General features: G+C 69.6%; 11 protein-coding genes. 1 reads left to right on the top strand and 10 read right to left on the bottom strand.

Features of this window, described 5'->3' with window-relative positions:
- Positions 1-21: 21 nt before the first annotated feature.
- Positions 22-1128 carry a DUF6708 domain-containing protein gene (locus AAW51_RS18165; RefSeq protein WP_047195726.1) on the top strand — a complete coding sequence of 369 codons (1107 nt, stop codon included), beginning with the start codon at positions 22-24 and terminating at the stop codon, positions 1126-1128.
- Between the two features lie 278 nt (positions 1129-1406).
- Here the strand turns inward: AAW51_RS18165 and AAW51_RS18170 are convergent, their stop codons facing one another.
- The 10 genes from AAW51_RS18170 to AAW51_RS18215 all read right to left on the bottom strand — a co-directional run bounded on the left by AAW51_RS18170 (position 1407) and on the right by AAW51_RS18215 (position 16007).
- Entirely contained in the window at positions 1407-2060 is a 654-nt protein-coding gene (locus tag AAW51_RS18170) for a response regulator (RefSeq protein ID WP_047195727.1), read from the bottom strand.
- Between the two features lie 28 nt (positions 2061-2088).
- A complete protein-coding gene (locus AAW51_RS18175; protein WP_047195728.1) occupies positions 2089-3150 on the bottom strand; it encodes a hybrid sensor histidine kinase/response regulator in 1062 nt (353 codons plus the stop codon).
- A gap of 14 nt (positions 3151-3164) precedes the next feature.
- A complete protein-coding gene (locus AAW51_RS18180) occupies positions 3165-3554 on the bottom strand; it encodes a response regulator (protein WP_047195729.1) in 390 nt (129 codons plus the stop codon).
- On the bottom strand, positions 3551-6814 hold the full coding sequence (locus tag AAW51_RS28340) for a PAS domain-containing sensor histidine kinase (protein ID WP_053013716.1): 3264 nt from the start codon (positions 6812-6814) through the stop codon (positions 3551-3553). The genes AAW51_RS18180 and AAW51_RS28340 overlap by 4 nt, the downstream gene beginning before the upstream one ends.
- Before the next feature lie 282 nt (positions 6815-7096).
- Entirely contained in the window at positions 7097-9694 is a 2598-nt protein-coding gene (locus AAW51_RS28345; protein ID WP_053013718.1) for an EAL domain-containing protein, read from the bottom strand.
- Positions 9691-11904, bottom strand: coding sequence for an ATP-binding protein (locus AAW51_RS28350; RefSeq protein ID WP_053013720.1), 2214 nt, complete (start codon positions 11902-11904; stop codon positions 9691-9693). The genes AAW51_RS28345 and AAW51_RS28350 overlap by 4 nt, the downstream gene beginning before the upstream one ends.
- Positions 11905-12120: 216 nt before the next feature.
- A complete protein-coding gene (locus tag AAW51_RS18200) occupies positions 12121-13137 on the bottom strand; it encodes a hypothetical protein (RefSeq protein ID WP_047195730.1) in 1017 nt (338 codons plus the stop codon).
- A 22-nt stretch (positions 13138-13159) separates the two neighbouring features.
- Complete coding sequence (gene flgL, locus AAW51_RS18205; RefSeq protein ID WP_047195731.1) at positions 13160-14071, bottom strand: flagellar hook-associated protein FlgL; 912 nt, start codon at positions 14069-14071, stop codon at positions 13160-13162.
- A gap of 40 nt (positions 14072-14111) precedes the next feature.
- Positions 14112-15491: a flagellar hook-associated protein FlgK gene (flgK, locus tag AAW51_RS18210; RefSeq protein ID WP_047195732.1), complete on the bottom strand. Its 1380-nt coding sequence runs from the start codon at positions 15489-15491 to the stop codon at positions 14112-14114.
- Between the two features lie 102 nt (positions 15492-15593).
- Positions 15594-16007 (bottom strand): rod-binding protein, encoded by a 414-nt coding sequence (locus tag AAW51_RS18215; protein ID WP_047195733.1) that lies wholly within the window; start codon positions 16005-16007, stop codon positions 15594-15596.
- Between the last annotated feature and the right edge of the window lie 6 nt (positions 16008-16013).

Here is a 16013-nt window from a genome sequence, read left to right on the forward strand (position 1 = left end):
AGCAGACGGAGCAGCATCGGTATGACTCAGTACACCAGGCGACGTGCTGCGGAACTGCAATCCGCTGCCCCGGACACTCTTTATCCCGACGCGAGCGAAGCGAAGCGGCTTGACAAGCGCAAGTCTGTCTCCGACACCCCAAGCTCGATGGGTCTACTCCAAAAGAACTATGAGAACGCCATCGCGTTGGAAGCATCCTTTACGAGGACGAGAGGTATCGTCAGCACACTTGCTCTGATGTTCGTGCCCATTGCAATTCTGGGCATGTTTCTCCTCGACCTGTTCGTTGACGTACTCCGAACGAATCTCAGAGGCGGCAGTGCCGTCATAGCGTTCATGTCGTTCGTGTTGGCCGCAGCAGGCCTGCTGATCATTTTGTGCGCATCGGCTGGCGCGATCCGGGCCTTTCGAATTGATTTGTTCAGCCCGCTTGGGATGCCCATCCTGTTCAACAGGAAAACGCGCAAGGTCTATCGGTTTATACAAGATATGCCGGGCATACACTTCAGCGCCGCCCTGGTGAACATGAAGTACTGGCCGGGCGTTTTCAAGCGTTGGCCGTTGATCCTGGTTGAGTATGATTGGGATTGCTTGGAAGCAGAGCATGCCAAGGAAACACGCGTCAGCGGAAATGTCGTGCAAACCTTGCACGAGCTGAGGTTTATTGCAAAGGAGTCGCCGGGTAGTGGCCGCGTGGTCGATGGCTTCACGGTGGCCTCGCCGCTTATGCTGGGGTCGGAGACGTGGCCTGAGCTCTGGGAGTTCATCCGGCGCTATATGGAAGAGCAGAGCCTGGCGGCCCTCGACAACGAGTCGTTCGCGCCCGAGCCGCCGAAGACTCTATTTCAGGCTGCAACCGCTGTAGCGCCCGCTGGTTGGGTCTGGGCTGTCGCGGGCGGCATCGGCACCGCTTGGATTGCCTGGCGATCGGGGATTCCGGAGGGGAGCCTTGCGTCAATCACATGGTTCCTGTTTGCGGTGTTTAGCGGCCTGACCCTTGTGATCATCATGTTCAACTGGCTTGCTCACCGCTTGGCTCCCCGAGTAGAGCTGCCCGCGGACCTCCTTGCAGAAGCCGGGGCTCCCATTGAGCCGTCGAACATCACGATAAAGGCCTCCGCGAAGTAAGACCCGGGAGGCTCTACGCGAGCCATGGGTCCATTACCTGGTGCACCAGTGCGAAGGCCAAAGGCAAGGGGCAATTCTCCGGCGTTAAGCGATGGCTCCTCAGGAGAAGTCCAAGGACACTGCTCGAGGGTCACTGAAGAAGGTCGAAGTAAACGCAGTGGCATCGGGATGACCAACTGCCTCAGGCGCCGCGCGGCCGATGTTTCTATGGAACTGTAGTTCGGCCAGGAGCCAGCGCCGCCGCTACTGGGCGGCCTGGTCAGCATCTCAACGCCCCCTCAGGGCACATCGCGCGACGGATCGATCAGTCCCTGCCGCACGCAGTACAAGGTCAGCCCCGCGACATCGTTGATGCCCAACCGCTCCATGATGCGCGCCCGGTGCACATCCACCGTCTTCGGGCTCAACCCGAGCTTGAAGGCGACCTCCTTGGTCGCCAGCCCGCGCGCGATCATCAGCAAGATCTCCAGCTGCCGCTCGGTCAGCAGCTCTTCAGGCGCCCGCTCCTTCGCCTGCAACAGCTTCTGCGACACCTGCGCACTGAAGTAGGCGTGGCCGCGCATCACGCTGCCCACGGCTTGCTCGAGTTCCAGCGGCGAACTCTCCTTGAGCACATAACCGGCCGCCCCCAGCTGCACCGCCCGGCGGATGAAGTCGGGTGAGTCGTGCATCGACACCACCAACACCTTGGGCGCGGGCGACATCGCCCGCAGCTGGCTGAGCGCGGTGAGCCCGTCGACGTCGGGCATCGAGATGTCGGTGACAACAAGGTCCGGTTTCAAACGCTGGGCCGATTCGATCAGCTCGGCGCCGTTGCGGGCCTCGTACACCACCTTCAGGCCCTCCACCATCTCCAGCAAGAGCTTCAGGCCCGAGCGCACCAGGTCGTGGTCGTCGGCGAGGATGGTGCGGATCGTGGGAGTGGCAGTCACGTTGAGTTCCCTCGGTAAATGCGATGAGCTATGCAATGAAAAGCTGCAGCACGCTGCCGCGTCCCGGCGTGGAGCGCCAGCGGATGCGCCCTCCCACCAGCTCGGCGCGCTCGGCTATGCCATACAGGCCCAGGTTCTTCTCGCTGACCCCACCGGCCAGCACTTGCGCCACGTCGAAGCCGCGGCCGTCGTCGGCCACCGTCATCACCAGTCGTTCGGTGCCGAAGAAATGCAGCCGCACGACCGCCTTGTGCGCTCGCGCGTGCCGCGCCACGTTGGTCAGCGCCTCCTGCAGGATGCGCAAGGCCACCGCGTGCGAAGGGTGGGTGCCCACGGGATGCGGCCCCCGGATGCGCACGTAGCCCTGCACGCCCGTGTTCTCGAGCTGGCGCTCCAGCGTAGCCTGCACGGCGGCCACGAAGCCGAGCAAATCGAGCTGCGCCGGCCGCAGGTTGAACGACAGCGTCTTGACCTGCTCGACCGCCTGCTGCGCGAGCGCGGTGGCGCGCTCGTTGAAGCGGCGCACCTGCTCGGCCTCACCGCTGCGCTCGGCCGCATGCAGGTGGATCACGATGCCGGTCAGCAGTTGGCCCAGGCCGTCGTGCAGATCGCGTGCGATCAGCGTGCGCTCGCGCTCCTGCGCGTCGACCACGCGGGCCGACAGCTGCCGCAAACGGTCGTAGGCCTGCCGCAGCTGTTCGGCGGTGCGGCGGCGCTCCCGCTCGAGAGCGCGCGCCTGCAGCACCCGCTCGATCACCGAGGGCAACAAGGCCAGCTTGTCCTTGGCAACATAGTCTTTCGCGCCGGAGCGGAACAGCTTCACCACCGCCTCTTCGCCGATCGCGCGGGTGACGACGATGAGCGGCACATCGTGCTGGCCCTGAGCGAGCAAGGCCAGCGCCCGTTCGGCCGAGAAGCCGGGGATGCTGTAGTCGCACAGCAGCAGGTCCGGCGGCGCCGCCAGGTGACGCAGCAGCCCAGGCTCGTCGGCCACCTGCACCAGTTCGGCATCGACACCGGCGCGGGCCAGGCTCAGCCGCACCAGCTCCACGTCGTCTTCCTCGTCTTCGATACACACGATGCGCAGCATGGAGAGCACCCCCTTCACGCGTCGCGCCAATGGCGCATCAGCTCGGCGATCACATCCGCCCAGCTGCGGTCACCGTGCGGCTTGAGCACATACCCGTCGGCGCCCGAGTCGCGTGAGCGCTGGATGTCGCCCGCCTGGTCGGAGGTCGACAGCATCACGATCGGAACGCCGGCGGCCGTGGCGATACGCCGGATGCGCCGCACCGTGTCCGGGCCATCCAGCCCCGGCAGGTTGACATCGAGGACGACCAGGCCAGGCGTGACGACACCTCGCTCCAGCGCCTGCACGCAGTCGCTGCCGCTGCCGAAGGTGACCACCGGTCGAGCCAGGGGCGACACCTCGAGCGCGAGCGACAGCAGTTCGAGCTGGTCGGGGTTGTCGTCGACGAGCACGAGTTCCTTCATGGCACGGCCTCCGGGGTCTCCGACGGGCTTTCCTTGGGCTGCGGCTCGGGTTGCAACGGCAGGCGCAGCTCGAACACCGCACCGCCTTGCGGCCGGTTGCGGCCCTCGATGGTCCCGCCGTGCAAATGGGCGATGCGGGCCACCGTGGCCAGGCCCACGCCGGTGCCGGCGAAGGCGTCCTGGCTGTGCAGGCGTTGGAAGGGCCGGAACAAGCGATGGGCGTACTCGGGCGGGAACCCCACCCCCTCGTCGGCCAGCTCCAACACGGCCTGGCCGCGTTCACGCCGCGCCGTGAACTCGAGGCGGCACACCGGCCGGCCCTGCGAGAACTTGACGGCGTTGTCCATCAGGTTCTCCAGCACCACCTGCACCAGCCCGCGATCGGCGACGAGGTCGAACTGTGTCGGCGTCCAGCACTCGACCACCCGGTCGGGGTAACGCTCCTGGATGGTTTCGACCACACTGCGCGCGAGCGCGGCGACGTCGAACCGGGTGCAGCGCAACGGCGAGCGCGACAGCCGCGACAGCGCCAGCATGTCGTGGATCAACTCGTCCATGCGGCGCGCATTGCGCAACACGCGTTCCAGGTACCCGCGCGCACGCTCGTCGACCTGCCCGCCCTGCCCGGACAGCACCGCATCGAGAAACCCCTTCATCACCTGCACCGGCGCGCGCAGGTCGTGCGAGATGGAGTACGAGAACGACTCCAGTTCGTCGTTGAGCTGCTGCAGTCGGCTCGACTGCCGTTCCAGCTCGGTGATGTCGGTGTCGACGCCCACCCAGCGTTCGATACGCCCATTGGCGTCGAGCACCGGCGCGGCCACCCCGAGGAAGCTGCGGTAGGCGCCCGAGCGGGCCCGCAACCGGCGTCGCACCCGCATGGTCGAACGGCTCCGGAAGGCCTGCAGGAAGGCCTCGCGGGTGGCGTCCAGGTCGTCCGGGTGCACCACATCGAGCCAGCTCGTGCCCAGCCATTGGTCATCGCTGGGACCGACCAGTTCGTACCAGGCGCGGTTGAGGTAGGTCACCTCGCCGCCCGGATTGCATTGCCACAGGATCTGCGGCGACAGGTCGGACAACACCCGGTACAGCTGCTCGCGCTGCGCCAGCTCGCGCGTGCGTTCTTCCACCGTCGCTTCGAGTTGGCTGTTGAGCAAGCGCAGCGCTTCGATCGCGGCCTGCTCGGCACTGCGATCGACCGGGCACACCAGCCGGTGGCCCGGGCCGTCGAAAGGTGCGTCCTGGCCGTAGATATCGACGGTGATGATCTCGCCATTGGCCAGCCGATGGCGCCAGCGGCGCGTCTGCAGCGCCTCGGGGCGGCCGCCGTGCAGCGAGTCGCGCACCGCGTCGACGTCTTCCGCGGGATGCATCTGCAACACCGAGCGCTGCAGGAACTCCTCGCGTCGATAGCCGTATTTCTCGATCGCCGCCGGGTTGACGTCGACGATGCGCAGGCTGCCGGTGTCGTAGATCCACATCGGCAAGGGATGGTGGTTGAACAGTTCGCGGTAGCGTTTCTCGCTGTCGCGCACGCGCTGCTCGGCCTCGTGGCGCGCTTCGATGTCGCGCAGCACCAGCAGCCAGTGCACCTCGCCGCCCTGCGCCGGCACCACCGGGATCACGTCCAACTCGAACCAGCGTGGGCCCAGCCGCAGCGTCAAGGCCATTTCCAGCCGGAGTGGCTGCTGCTCGCGCAAGGCCTTCTGCACCACGTCGGCCTGCGATCGCAACAGCCCGCGCTCGGAGTGCAGCAACTGTTCGTGCGTCGAGGCATGGGCGGTGCCCAGGCCGTGGTGCATCGCGTCGTAGGCCGGGTTGGCCCACAGGCGCACCAACTCGCCCTGCGACGTCACGCGGGCCAGCAGCACCGCATCCCCGGTCAAGAACAGCGCGCCCGACAGGGCTTCGTTCAGCCGCGCCGCGCCGAAGGCCTCGGTGATGTCCTGCACAGTGCCCATCGCACTGTCGGGCCGGCCCTCGTCATCGCGGCTGGCCACCACGCCGCGCGCATGGTGCACACGTTCGCTGCGGTCGGGGCGCACCACCCGGTACACCAGGTCGAATTCGGCGCCGCCGTCGAGCAGGGCCTGCGTGTGGCGCTTGAAGTTGGGCTGGTCGTCGGGGTGCACCATGCCGCCGACCAGCTCGAGCGTCAGCGACACATGACGCGGCACACCGTACAGCGCGTAGGTCTGGTTCGACCACTCGATGCTGCCGTCGCGCAGGTCCAGTCGCCACGAGCCGATGGCGGCCGCGCGCTGCACGTCTTCGAGGCGCTCGGCATTGCGACGCAAGGCGTCGGTCAGCTGCGCCGCACGCGCATGCCCTGCGGCCATCGCGCGCGCCACGTCCGCGAGTTCACGCAACCGGATGGTGTCGGCCAGCGCCGCCGCCTCTTCCGGGTGGAGCGCGCCGCGGGCGAGCTTGGCGACGTCGCGGCGGATCACACGTTGACCATGCACGGCCAGCGCCAGTGCGAGCAGTGCGAGGCAGCCCACCGTGAGGCCCAGCATCGTGCCGACCCGGTCGAGCGCCTCGCTGCCGAGCGGCAGGGTACCCGGCACCGGCGCCGCCGACACTTCGCCGACCGCCTGGCCGCGCAGCACGATGGTGTGGGTGTAGCCCTCTCGGTCGTCCGACGCCATGCGCCGCGCCGGCAAGGGCCGCGCACCGTCGTACCACCGCACCGCCAGTTTGAACCGGCCGTCCAGCAGGTGCAGATCGTGACCGGTCAGGTCGGCCGTGTCGACGCGGATCGCGAAACTGCCGGCCGGAGCGTGCTCGTCGACGCCGACGCGGTAACGCAGCACCACGCCCTCGCGGTCCAACCCGAGGTTCCAGGGTGCGCCGCCGGGGCCGGGCAAGGGAGGCAGCGTCGCCGGCGGCAGGCCCGCGGCTCCCGCGCTGTCGGCGCCGCACAGCGGCTTGCCATCCGGCGCCAGCACCCAAGCAGCGGCAATGCTCTTGTCGCTACGCAGCAGGTCCTGCGGCACCCGCCCGCAGCCATCGGGCCCGGCCGAGGGCTGGGCCAGGCGCGCCGCACCGAAGGCGAGCACCTGCAAGGACCGCTCGAGGTTGCGTTCGACCAGGCGCAAGTGCCGGTCGGTCGCCTGCACCAGCGTGTCGCGTTCAAGACGGAGGTCTTGGCGGTAGTCGTCGTAGGCCTGCCATGCCGCCAGCCCGAGCAAGGGCAACAAGGTCCACCCGGCGGCGCGCAGAAGCACCCGGTACAGGGGCAGTTCGGTGAGTGCACTCATGCGCATGCGCCTCGGCCAGGGCGGCCCGGCCCTGGCGTCAAGCTGCCGGGCTGCATCGGGTCCGTGAAGGTGGACACCAGCGGCTGGACCTCCTGGTAAAAAGGAAACGGTGGCAGGCCGTGCTCCAGGCCCTACTGCCAAAAGCGACGCCAAGGGCGACGGCCAAGGGCGCCGGTTTTTCGTCCCGGCTGCTGCCCGGCGCCACGCGCGAGTCGAGCAAAGCTCCTCAACGGTCAGCAAACCCTGCGCCCGCGCGGCGCATGAGTTCTCGAGGCCAGTGGCTCATGCCAGGCGATGCGGGCCACGCCCCCCCTTCGTGTCGGCCGCCACGTCTTGTGCGGAAGCCGAACGCAGCGCCTGCCTCACCTGCCAGCGCAGACTGTCGTCCTGCCACGGCACCAGCAGGCGGTGCTCGCACAAGCCGGCGGCCAGCGCCCGCTCCGCGACGGCGGCGTCGGCCTCCCGGTGGAGCAGGCCGCGCACCACCGGTGCAAAATCGCGGCCGACCTGTTCCAGCAGCTCGACACCGCTGCGGTCGGTCAGGTGCTGATCGGCCAGCACCAGGTCGACCCGGTGTTGCGCCAGCATCGTGAGGGCCGTTGCCGCATCGGCGGCGCCCAGCACGGTCAGGTCGTCGCGCTGCAGCACCCGCTCCAGCGCGCGCAGCACGCTCGCCTCGGCATGCACCAGCAGCAGCGTCGGGCGGGTCCGCAGGGCGTCCGGGCGCGCCAGCGTGTCGCGCAAGTGCTCGGTCAACTCAGCGGCCGACATCGGTTTGGCCAGCAGGTAGCCCTGCGCCTCGTCGCACCCGTGGCGCCGCAGCCAGTCCAACTGCGCCTCGGTTTCGACACCTTCGGCGACCACGCGCACGTCCAAGTGCCGGGCGATCGCGATGACGCTGCGGGCGATCGCCGCGCCCTCGCCCTCTTGCCCCAGATCGGCCACGAAAGAGCGGTCGATCTTGACCTTGTCGACCGGGAAGCGCTTGAGGTAGCCCAGGCTCGAAAAGCCGGTGCCGAAATCGTCGATCGCGATGCGTACGCCGCGCTGGCGCAGCTGCGCCAGCACTTCCGTGCCGCGGCCGACCGTGTCCATCAGCACCGACTCGGTCAACTCCAGTTCGAGCCGGTGGGCCGGCAGGCCGCTGGCCGCGAGCACACCCTCGACCAACGCCACGAAATCGGGGCGCTGGAACTGCAGCGCCGACACATTGACGGCCACCACGGCGTCGACCAGCCCTTGCGACAGCCATTGCTGATGCTGGGCGCAAGCACGCGCGAGCACCCAGGCGCCGATGGCGTCGATCTGGCCGGTCTCCTCGGCCACCCGGACGAACCGCATCGGCCCGATCTGCCCCAGGCGCGGATGCTGCCACCGCACCAGCGCTTCGATCGCGCGCACCCGGCCGCTGGTGAGGTCGATCTGCGGCTGGTAATGCAGCTCGAACTCGGCACCCCGTATCGCCTCCTGCAGGCGCTGACGCATGTCGATGCGCTCGTTCAGCCGCTGCACCAGTTCAGGGCCATAGCACTGGCTGGTGTTGCGGCCGGCCCGCTTGGCGGCATACATCGCAAGGTCGGCCTGCCGCAGCCACTGCAGCGGGTCGCCGACCTCGTCTGCGCCCACCACCGCGACCCCGATGCTGCTGCTGCCATGCAGCGCCTGGCCCTGCAGCTCGTAAGGTGCGCCCAGGCGCGCGAGCAGCGTCTGCAGGGTCGGCAAGGTGTCGTCGGGATGTGCCAACGGGCCGAGCAACACGCCGAACTCGTCGTCGCCGAGACGGGCCACGCATGCCGCCTCGGGCACGCAGCCGCGCAGCCGCCCGGCCACTTCCTGCAGCATGGCGTCGCCCACCGCATGGCCCAGCGCGTCGTTGACTTCCTTGAAGTGGTCGAGATCCACCACCAGCAGTGCCAGCTTGTGGCCCTGGTCGCGGGCGGACGCGAGCGCGTCTTGCATGCGCGCCAGCAGCAGGCTGCGGTTGGGCAGGCCGGTCAGTGGATCGTGCGTGGCCTGGCGGACAACAGACCCCGCGGCATCGCCCGGACGCAACGCGAGGTCGTGCGGTGCGCCGGCGGGGGCCGCCCTTTCGGGAAGGACATCGCGCAGCGCCAGCAGCCAGGCGGGCCGCCCGTCCCATTCCGTCGCCGAGCGACGCAGTTCCAGCGCACGCTCGCGCCCCTGCGCGTCGGGCAAGCGGACCGCACCCACGGCGTGCGCGCCGGCTTGCAAAGCGGGCATCAGCGCCATGGCGAGCGCCGCGGGCAGCGGTTCACCCAGCGTCGGCTCGGGCCGGCACAGCTGCAGGGCCGCGGCATTGAGAAAGCGCACCCGCTGGTCGTCCGAGACCACCAGCCAGGCGTCGGCACTGTCGCGCAGCAGCGCCAGCAGTTGCGCCTCGCGCCGACTCAGCGCGCGCACCTGCTCGACCTGCGCGCGCAGCAAACGCCGCAGGCGGTCGCGTTCGCCCACCCCTTCGGAGCCCAGTTGCCGGCGCGCCACGGCCGCCGCGATGCCGCGCCCCAGCGTCGCCGCGTCGAGCTCACCTTTGACGAAGCAGTCGGCCGCGCCGCGCCGCAGCATCTCGCGCTCGAGCACCGGGTCGCCGGCATCCAGCAGCATGATTACGGCAGGGCTGGCCGGCAGCGAGGTGGCGAGGTCGAGCAAGGCGGCGCCGCGGTGCGCTCCGAGGTGTTGCGCGACCAGGCACACATCGTGTGCGGCCGCCTGCAAGGACCGGGCGGCCGCATCGAAGTCTTCCACGGCGTCGACCCTGAAACGCCGGCCCGGCGCTGCCTCCAGCGTCTCCTGCAGCAGCAGCCGGTCTTCCGCGTCGTCGTCGGCCAGCAGCAGGCGCAGCGTGGTGCCGTCCGGCGTCATGCAGCGTCCTGCCCGGCCGGCACGCACGCCACCACCGGTGCGGGCAGGCCGTCCCCGCTCGGGTCGACCGTCGCCTCGGTCGTCTGGCGCAGCGGCAAGCGCACGACAAAACGGCTGCCGGCCCCGTCGTGCGGCCACAACGAGACGCTGCCGCGGTGCTGTTCGACGATGCTGCGCACGACGGCCAAGCCGAGGCCCGAGCCTTCGTAGCGGGAGCGCGGATGCAGGCGTTCGAACGGCCGGAAGATGCGCTCGGCCTGCTGCGCGTCGACGCCGATGCCCTCGTCGCGCACCTCGATCTCGACCTGCGGCTGCAGCGCGCCGCCCTCAGGCAAGGGCGCGACCAGCGAACGGGCGCTGATGGTGACCCGCGGCGCCTGCCCGGGGACGACGAACTTCACCGCGTTGTCCAGCAGGTGGTGGAGCAGCTGCTGCAGCCGGGCCGCGTCGCCTTCGACCACCGGCAGCGGCGACACGGTGACGACGGCGCCGCCACGCTGCAGTGCCGGCGCCAGGTCTCGCTGCACCTCGCCGACCAGCTGGTACAGGTCGACCGAGCGCCAATTCGGCTCGCCGCCGAGCACCCGGCTGTACGCGAGCAGGTCTTGCAGCCGGGCGCGCAGACGGCGGGTCGCCTGTCCCACACGCCCCAGGTCTTCCCGGCCTTCGTCGTCGAGCCGGCCGGCCTGCCGCTGCAGCAGGCGCTGCGCGAAACCCTGGATCTTGCGCAAGGGCTCCTCCAACTCGCCCACGGCCAGCACCGCCAAGCGTTCGACCTCACGTGCCGGTGCCCGGGCCGCGCCGGTGCCACTGACCGGCGTCACCGCGGTGTGGCCGGTGTCGGCGACCACCGCCGTTGCCGGGGCGCGGGCGGGCTGGCGCTGCCGCAGTTCCCGTTCAGCCAGCGCGGCGCGCCGGTACAAGGCGTCCGATTCGATCGCCGCCGCGGCGAGCAACGCCAGCTGCGTGGCCACGGCCAGATCGTCGGCGTCGAAATCGCCCTCGTACTTGTCGGACAGTTGCAGCACCCCGACAGGCTGGCCGTCGCGCCCGAACATCGGCACCGCCAGCCAGCCGCGCAACGGCGGCTCACCGGCACCCGGGTCGTCGACACGGCGCCAACGGGGGTGTCGTTCCAGCTGCTCCTGGGTCAGCAACATCGGGCTGGCGTGCTGCAACACCATGGCGTGCAGAGGTGGCACGCCCGGTGCCGCCGCCCGCTGGCGGTAGGCTGCGTACTTGCTGGAATACGAATGGGCCTGGCCGGCCGGCGCACCGCCGTCGCCTCCGGACACCCTGATGACACACTGGTGCGCCGCGATCAGATGGCGCGCGTCGTCGGCGATCCGCTGCACCAGATCGGGCTGGCCCAGACGCCGGCTGATTTCGACCGAGGCCCGGCTCAAACCCAGCAAGCGCGTGCTATGCGCGTTGGCGCGCTCGAGCGTGCGGCGCAAGGTGTCCTCGGCCAGCCGTCTGGCGGTGATGTCCAGGCCGTAGACCAGCAGCAGGTCGCCGCCGGCCTCGCCCGCCGCCAGGCGCGAGACGGACAACAGCACCCACAAGGCATCCCCTTGCTGGGTCAGCGCGCGCACCTCCAGCTCGGCCGCGCCGCCGTCGGCCGCCGCACGCGATCCTTGCGTCAGCAGGTCGTGCAGGGCCAGCCGGTCGCCGTCCTCGAACAGGTCCTCGAACGGACGGCCCAGCATGGCCTCCGGCGTCCGGGCGAACACACGCGTGGCGCCCTGGTTCCAGCGCAACACCCGTCCCTGCTCGTCGAGCACCGCCACGGCGTCGTGCGTGCGTTCGATCACCTCCGCCTGCATCTCCAGCTGGCGCAGGTGCCGGCGCGCGTCGACCGAGTGGTCGAGCATGCGCTGCTGCTCCTCCACCCGTTGTGCCAGCGCGTCGCATTGCCGCTCGAGCCGATGGTGTGCCTCTCGGCGGGCCGCGAGGCGGCGGCGGGCCCGCTGCAGGCTGCCACGCCGACGCTCCACCTGCCGCAGCGCCACACCGCGGCCGACCGCGATGCACGGCAAGGCGCCCAGGCCGGCCAGCACCAGCGCCAACCACGGCCAGCCCAGCACCCCGGCGGCCAGCGCGCAACACAGCACGGCAGCACCACCGAAGAGCGGTGCCGCGGGCCCCATGTTGCGACTGCCGCCGCTGGGCGCACACCGTGAGTGCAGCAAGCGGCTGAGGAAGTCCATTCCGGCAGCATAGGCAAGCGCAGGCCCGGACCGCCGCGCGCTTGCCGTAGCGGGGACTAGGAAAAATGCTTATGAGGGGGAGTCAACGCCGAGAGGGGACCCGAGGGCTGCCGCGGCGTGGTGCGGGCGCCAGCGGCAAGGCGGCGGGCCGGCACGGGCCGAGCGTGCCGGCGGTTGCGGCAGCGCGGTGGGCCCGGGTGCCGGTGAGATGGAGGATCAGGCGGTCAGGCCGAGCAAGGCCATGACCCGTTGGCGGTCGATGCCGATCAAGGCCGGCGCAATGGCCGACAGCAGTTGGTAGCCCGGCTCGCGACTGGCCGATTCGAACTCGGCCGTGAACGTCGACGCCCAGCTGCCTTCGACCGCCGCCACGGGGGGGTCGACCTGCCGCGCGGCCTCGTCCAGCGCCTGCTGGATCGCGTCGCGCGAGCGGCGCACGCGGTCGAGCGCGTCCACCACCTGCTGCAAGGTCTGGCGCAGCGCGGCCCGGTCGTTGCCTTGCCAGCCTTCCGGCCGCACGGCCTGGGGCTCGGGCTCGGTGCGCACGCTGTGGAAGCGGCCGCTCGGGAAGCGGATGCCACCGCCCTGCATCGCCAGGCCGTCGCGTACCGCGGGCCAGTTGGTCTCGGGGGTGCTGAAGCCGAGCCGGCCTTGCGTGTCGAGGCCGGCTCGGATGCCGATCGGGGCCAGGGCCTGGTCGAGGCGGGCCGCCACCTCGGCGTCGCCGAGAGCGGGGTCGATGTGCACCCGCACTGCCCGCTGGCCGCTCGCGCCGACCGAGATCGCCAGCGTTTCCGCCGCACCAGCGCGCACGGCCTTCAGGTCGAGGCCGCGGATCTTGAACTGCTGGCGGGCGCCGCCCTTGCCTTGGTAGGCCAGCTGGCCGTCGAGGCTGGCCGCACTCGCCTCGCTGCGGCGACGCCACAAGGCCTCGAACCGCTGCAGGGCCTCGGCGGTGCCGCTGTCGCCCGCTTCGCCTTTGGCGAGCTTGCCGCTCAAGGTGGCTTTCAGCTGCTGCAACTGGCTGTCGGCTTCGTCCAGAAAGCCGAGTGCCTGCTGGGCGCCGGCCACCTGGCCGTTGAACTGCGGTTGCCAGCCACGCAAGCCGGCGCCGGCCAAAGGTGCGGAGGTCGCGGTCGCCTGCGTCGAGCCGGCAGCGGCCGCCGCCGGGCGGTCGGTGCCTGGCGCCCGGCGCAAGGCCGGCAAGCCGGAATCAAGGGGCGCGATCTGCATGGGAAAGTCTCGTCTTCGATCCTCAGAGCACGTCGAACAACGACAAGCGGCTCACCTGGCCATAGGCCTTCTGGGTCGCTTGCAAGGCGGTGGTGTAGCCGTTGAGCTGAACGGCGGCGTCGCCGTAATCGAGTTGCCCAAGCTTGAGCACCGCCTGCTGGTTCGACAGGCTGACGTTCTGATGGTTGGTGTCCAGGGTCGACAGCAGGTTCTGGGCGCCGCCCAGGCCAGCGATCTTGACGTTGACCGCGTCCAGGCCGGCGTCCAGGCCGTCGATCGCCGCCGACAGTTGGGCGTGGGCGGCGGGGTCGCTGACGCGCACACCAGGGGTCGCGAGTGTCGCGACGGTCTGGTCGAGCAGGTTCAGCAGGCCGTGCATCTCTTGCAAGCTCACGTTGGCCGTCTGCGTCACGCCGTTGCCGACCATGACTTTCTGGGCCTCGGTGTTGCCGGTGAAGCTGTAGCGCGCACCGGGCGCGGCGGCCGGGTCGTACGTGAGGGCCGGCGTGGCCGTGGCGGTGCCGGAAAACAGGTAGCGGCCTTCCTGGTCGCGGCTGTTGACGCTGTAGAACAGGCTGTCGCGCAGCGCGGCCAGCGAATCGGCCATCGCGCCGACGTCCTCCGACGTGTTGCCGCCGTCGGCCGCCCACACCAGCAGGTCGCGCGCCTGCAGCATGTCGCGGCTCATGCCGTCGAGCAGGGTTTCGTTCTGCTGCAGCCGGCTGCGCAGCGCGCCGATGTTGTCGCGGTACTGGGTCAGCGCCGCGTCCTCGCGCATCAAACGCGACAGACGCACCTGCCGCACCGGGTCGTCGCTCGGCTTCAGCAGATGCTGCCCGGTGGCCATGCGGTGCATGACGTCGGCCACCTTGGACGAGGCGGTCTGCAGCGCGGTGTTCATCGTCGCGTGGTAGTGGGCGCTGGCGATACGCATGGCGGTGTTTCCTTGGGGCGCGGGGCGTGAGGCAGAGGGATCAGCGGAACATGGCCAGCGTCGCGTCGAACAGCTGGTTCGCCACCGCGATCACCTTCATGTTGGACTGGTACATCTGCTGGTACTGCATCAGGTTGATCGCTTCTTCGTCGCTGTTGACACCGCTGGTGGACTTCCAGCTTTCCTCGGCCTGGTTGCGCACGGTTTCGGCGGTCTTCAAGGCCGTCTGGTTCTGCTGGCTGTCCATGCCCAGCTTGCCGACCAGCTGGGTGTAGGCATCGCCCAGCAAAACGTTGCCGAGCACGCCGGCGGACACCGGCTGCTGCTTGATCGCGATCAGCGCGAGCAGGTTGTCGCTGTTGCCCGGCTGGGTCGGGTCAGCCGACAGCGCCAGTTCGCCCGCCTCCATCTCGGTGTGCACCTGCAGCAGGCCGCCGACGCTCGAGGCGTCGAACTGGAACAACGCGGTGCCGGCGCTGCCGTCCATCGCATAACCGGCCGCCAACTGCGTGTTGAACTTGTCGGCCAGTTCGCCGGCCATCGCCGTGATCGAGTCGGACAGCGGTGCGAGCACGCGGCGTTCAAAATCGTTCAAACCGCCCAGCGGGCCGCCCAGGCCGTCGGGCGACAGCGTGAAGGATTCGCGGGCGAAGTTGAGCGTCAGCTTCTGGGAGCCGTCGGGCAGGCCGACCGCGGCCATCGTGGCGGCGCCAATGCCGACCACCAGCGGTTGACCGCCGCGCAGCGACACCGAGCGCGAGCCGTCCGTCTGGTCGACCACCTGCACCCCCACCAGCCCGGCCAGCGCGTCGATCTTCTGGTCGCGCTCGTCGATCAGGCCCGACGGGTTCAAACCGGTGGCGCGGGTGGCGGAAATCTCCTTGTTGAGCGAGGCGATGTCGGCGGTCAGCGTGTTGATCTGCGCCACGCTCGACAAACGCTGCTGATAGATCGAGGCGCGCTGGTGCGCCAGCACCTGGTCGAGGCTGTTGAAACGCTGGGCCAGCGCGTCGGCCGAGGTGATCACCTGGCGGCGCAGCGGGCTCGACGTCGGTTCGACGCTGGCGGCATTGAGGGCGCCGAAGAAGGCGTCCAGCCCGGAGTTGATGCTGGAGGCCTCGTCGCCCATCACCTGCTCGAGCTGCGTCAGATAGGGCTGCACGGTCTCGCGCTCGCCCAGCTCCGACGCCGCCTGCCACAGCTGCAGATTCTTATAGCCGTCGCTGAAGCGCATCAGTGCCGGCACCTGCACACCGTCGCCGGCGCCCAGCGCGCCGGCCTGCGACGGCTTGGAGGCCACCAGCATCACGCCCTGGCGGGTGTAGCCGGGCGTCATCACGTTGGCGATGTTCTGGCTGGCGGTGTTCAGCGCGGCCTGGGCCGCCAGGGCACCGGACAGAGCGTTGTAGATGGTGGACATGAGAATAGGTGTCTGTTACTTGGACAAGGCGACCACGCACTCCGCCGCCTTAAACACCGGCGGCCCGGAACGTGGATTTGTACCGGCGCCCGGCCGTTTGCCTCACCGTGGCGGCGTGTCCGGGGCCTCCGCCCGTGGCCAGCGGCCGCGCTCGGTATCCACCGCGCCGGCACCTTCCGCCGGCAACAGCTGCCGCAGGATCGCGTCGGCGATGCCGAAGGCGCGCTGGCCCGATAGGCTGTCGGCCATCTGGCCGTCGGCCATGTCCAGCATGTCCTGGTTGATGCGGTTGTGGAACACGCTGTCTTCGCCGCTCATCTCGCGGGTGGTGCGGCGCATCTGGCGCAAGACCTCGGTGATGAAAAACGCCTCGAACTTCTGTGCCGCAGCTTCGACCTTGGCGCGCGCCTCGTCGCCCGTGCCGGCGGCGGGCGCGGCCTCGGGGGCGCCGGTGCCGCCACTGCCGATGGGCGTGGTCAGGGCGAAGGCGCGTGCAGCAGGGGTGGTGAGGTCCATTTTGTC

Source organism: Caldimonas brevitalea (genome assembly GCF_001017435.1).
GTDB lineage: Bacteria > Pseudomonadota > Gammaproteobacteria > Burkholderiales > Burkholderiaceae_C > Caldimonas > Caldimonas brevitalea.

What these genes read in the sequence shown, in the direction of transcription:
- AAW51_RS18165 (WP_047195726.1), top strand. Translation starts at nt 22, where the DNA reads ATGACTCAGTACACCAGGCGACGTGCTGCGGAACTGCAATCCGCTGCC.
- AAW51_RS18175 (WP_047195728.1), bottom strand. Translation starts at nt 3,150, where the DNA reads ATGCTGCGCATCGTGTGTATCGAAGACGAGGAAGACGACGTGGAGCTG.
- AAW51_RS18180 (WP_047195729.1), bottom strand. Translation starts at nt 3,554, where the DNA reads ATGAAGGAACTCGTGCTCGTCGACGACAACCCCGACCAGCTCGAACTG.
- AAW51_RS28340 (WP_053013716.1), bottom strand. Translation starts at nt 6,814, where the DNA reads ATGAGTGCACTCACCGAACTGCCCCTGTACCGGGTGCTTCTGCGCGCC.
- AAW51_RS28345 (WP_053013718.1), bottom strand. Translation starts at nt 9,694, where the DNA reads ATGACGCCGGACGGCACCACGCTGCGCCTGCTGCTGGCCGACGACGAC.
- AAW51_RS28350 (WP_053013720.1), bottom strand. Translation starts at nt 11,904, where the DNA reads ATGGACTTCCTCAGCCGCTTGCTGCACTCACGGTGTGCGCCCAGCGGC.
- AAW51_RS18200 (WP_047195730.1), bottom strand. Translation starts at nt 13,137, where the DNA reads ATGCAGATCGCGCCCCTTGATTCCGGCTTGCCGGCCTTGCGCCGGGCG.
- flgL (WP_047195731.1), bottom strand. Translation starts at nt 14,071, where the DNA reads ATGCGTATCGCCAGCGCCCACTACCACGCGACGATGAACACCGCGCTG.
- flgK (WP_047195732.1), bottom strand. Translation starts at nt 15,491, where the DNA reads ATGTCCACCATCTACAACGCTCTGTCCGGTGCCCTGGCGGCCCAGGCC.
- AAW51_RS18215 (WP_047195733.1), bottom strand. Translation starts at nt 16,007, where the DNA reads ATGGACCTCACCACCCCTGCTGCACGCGCCTTCGCCCTGACCACGCCC.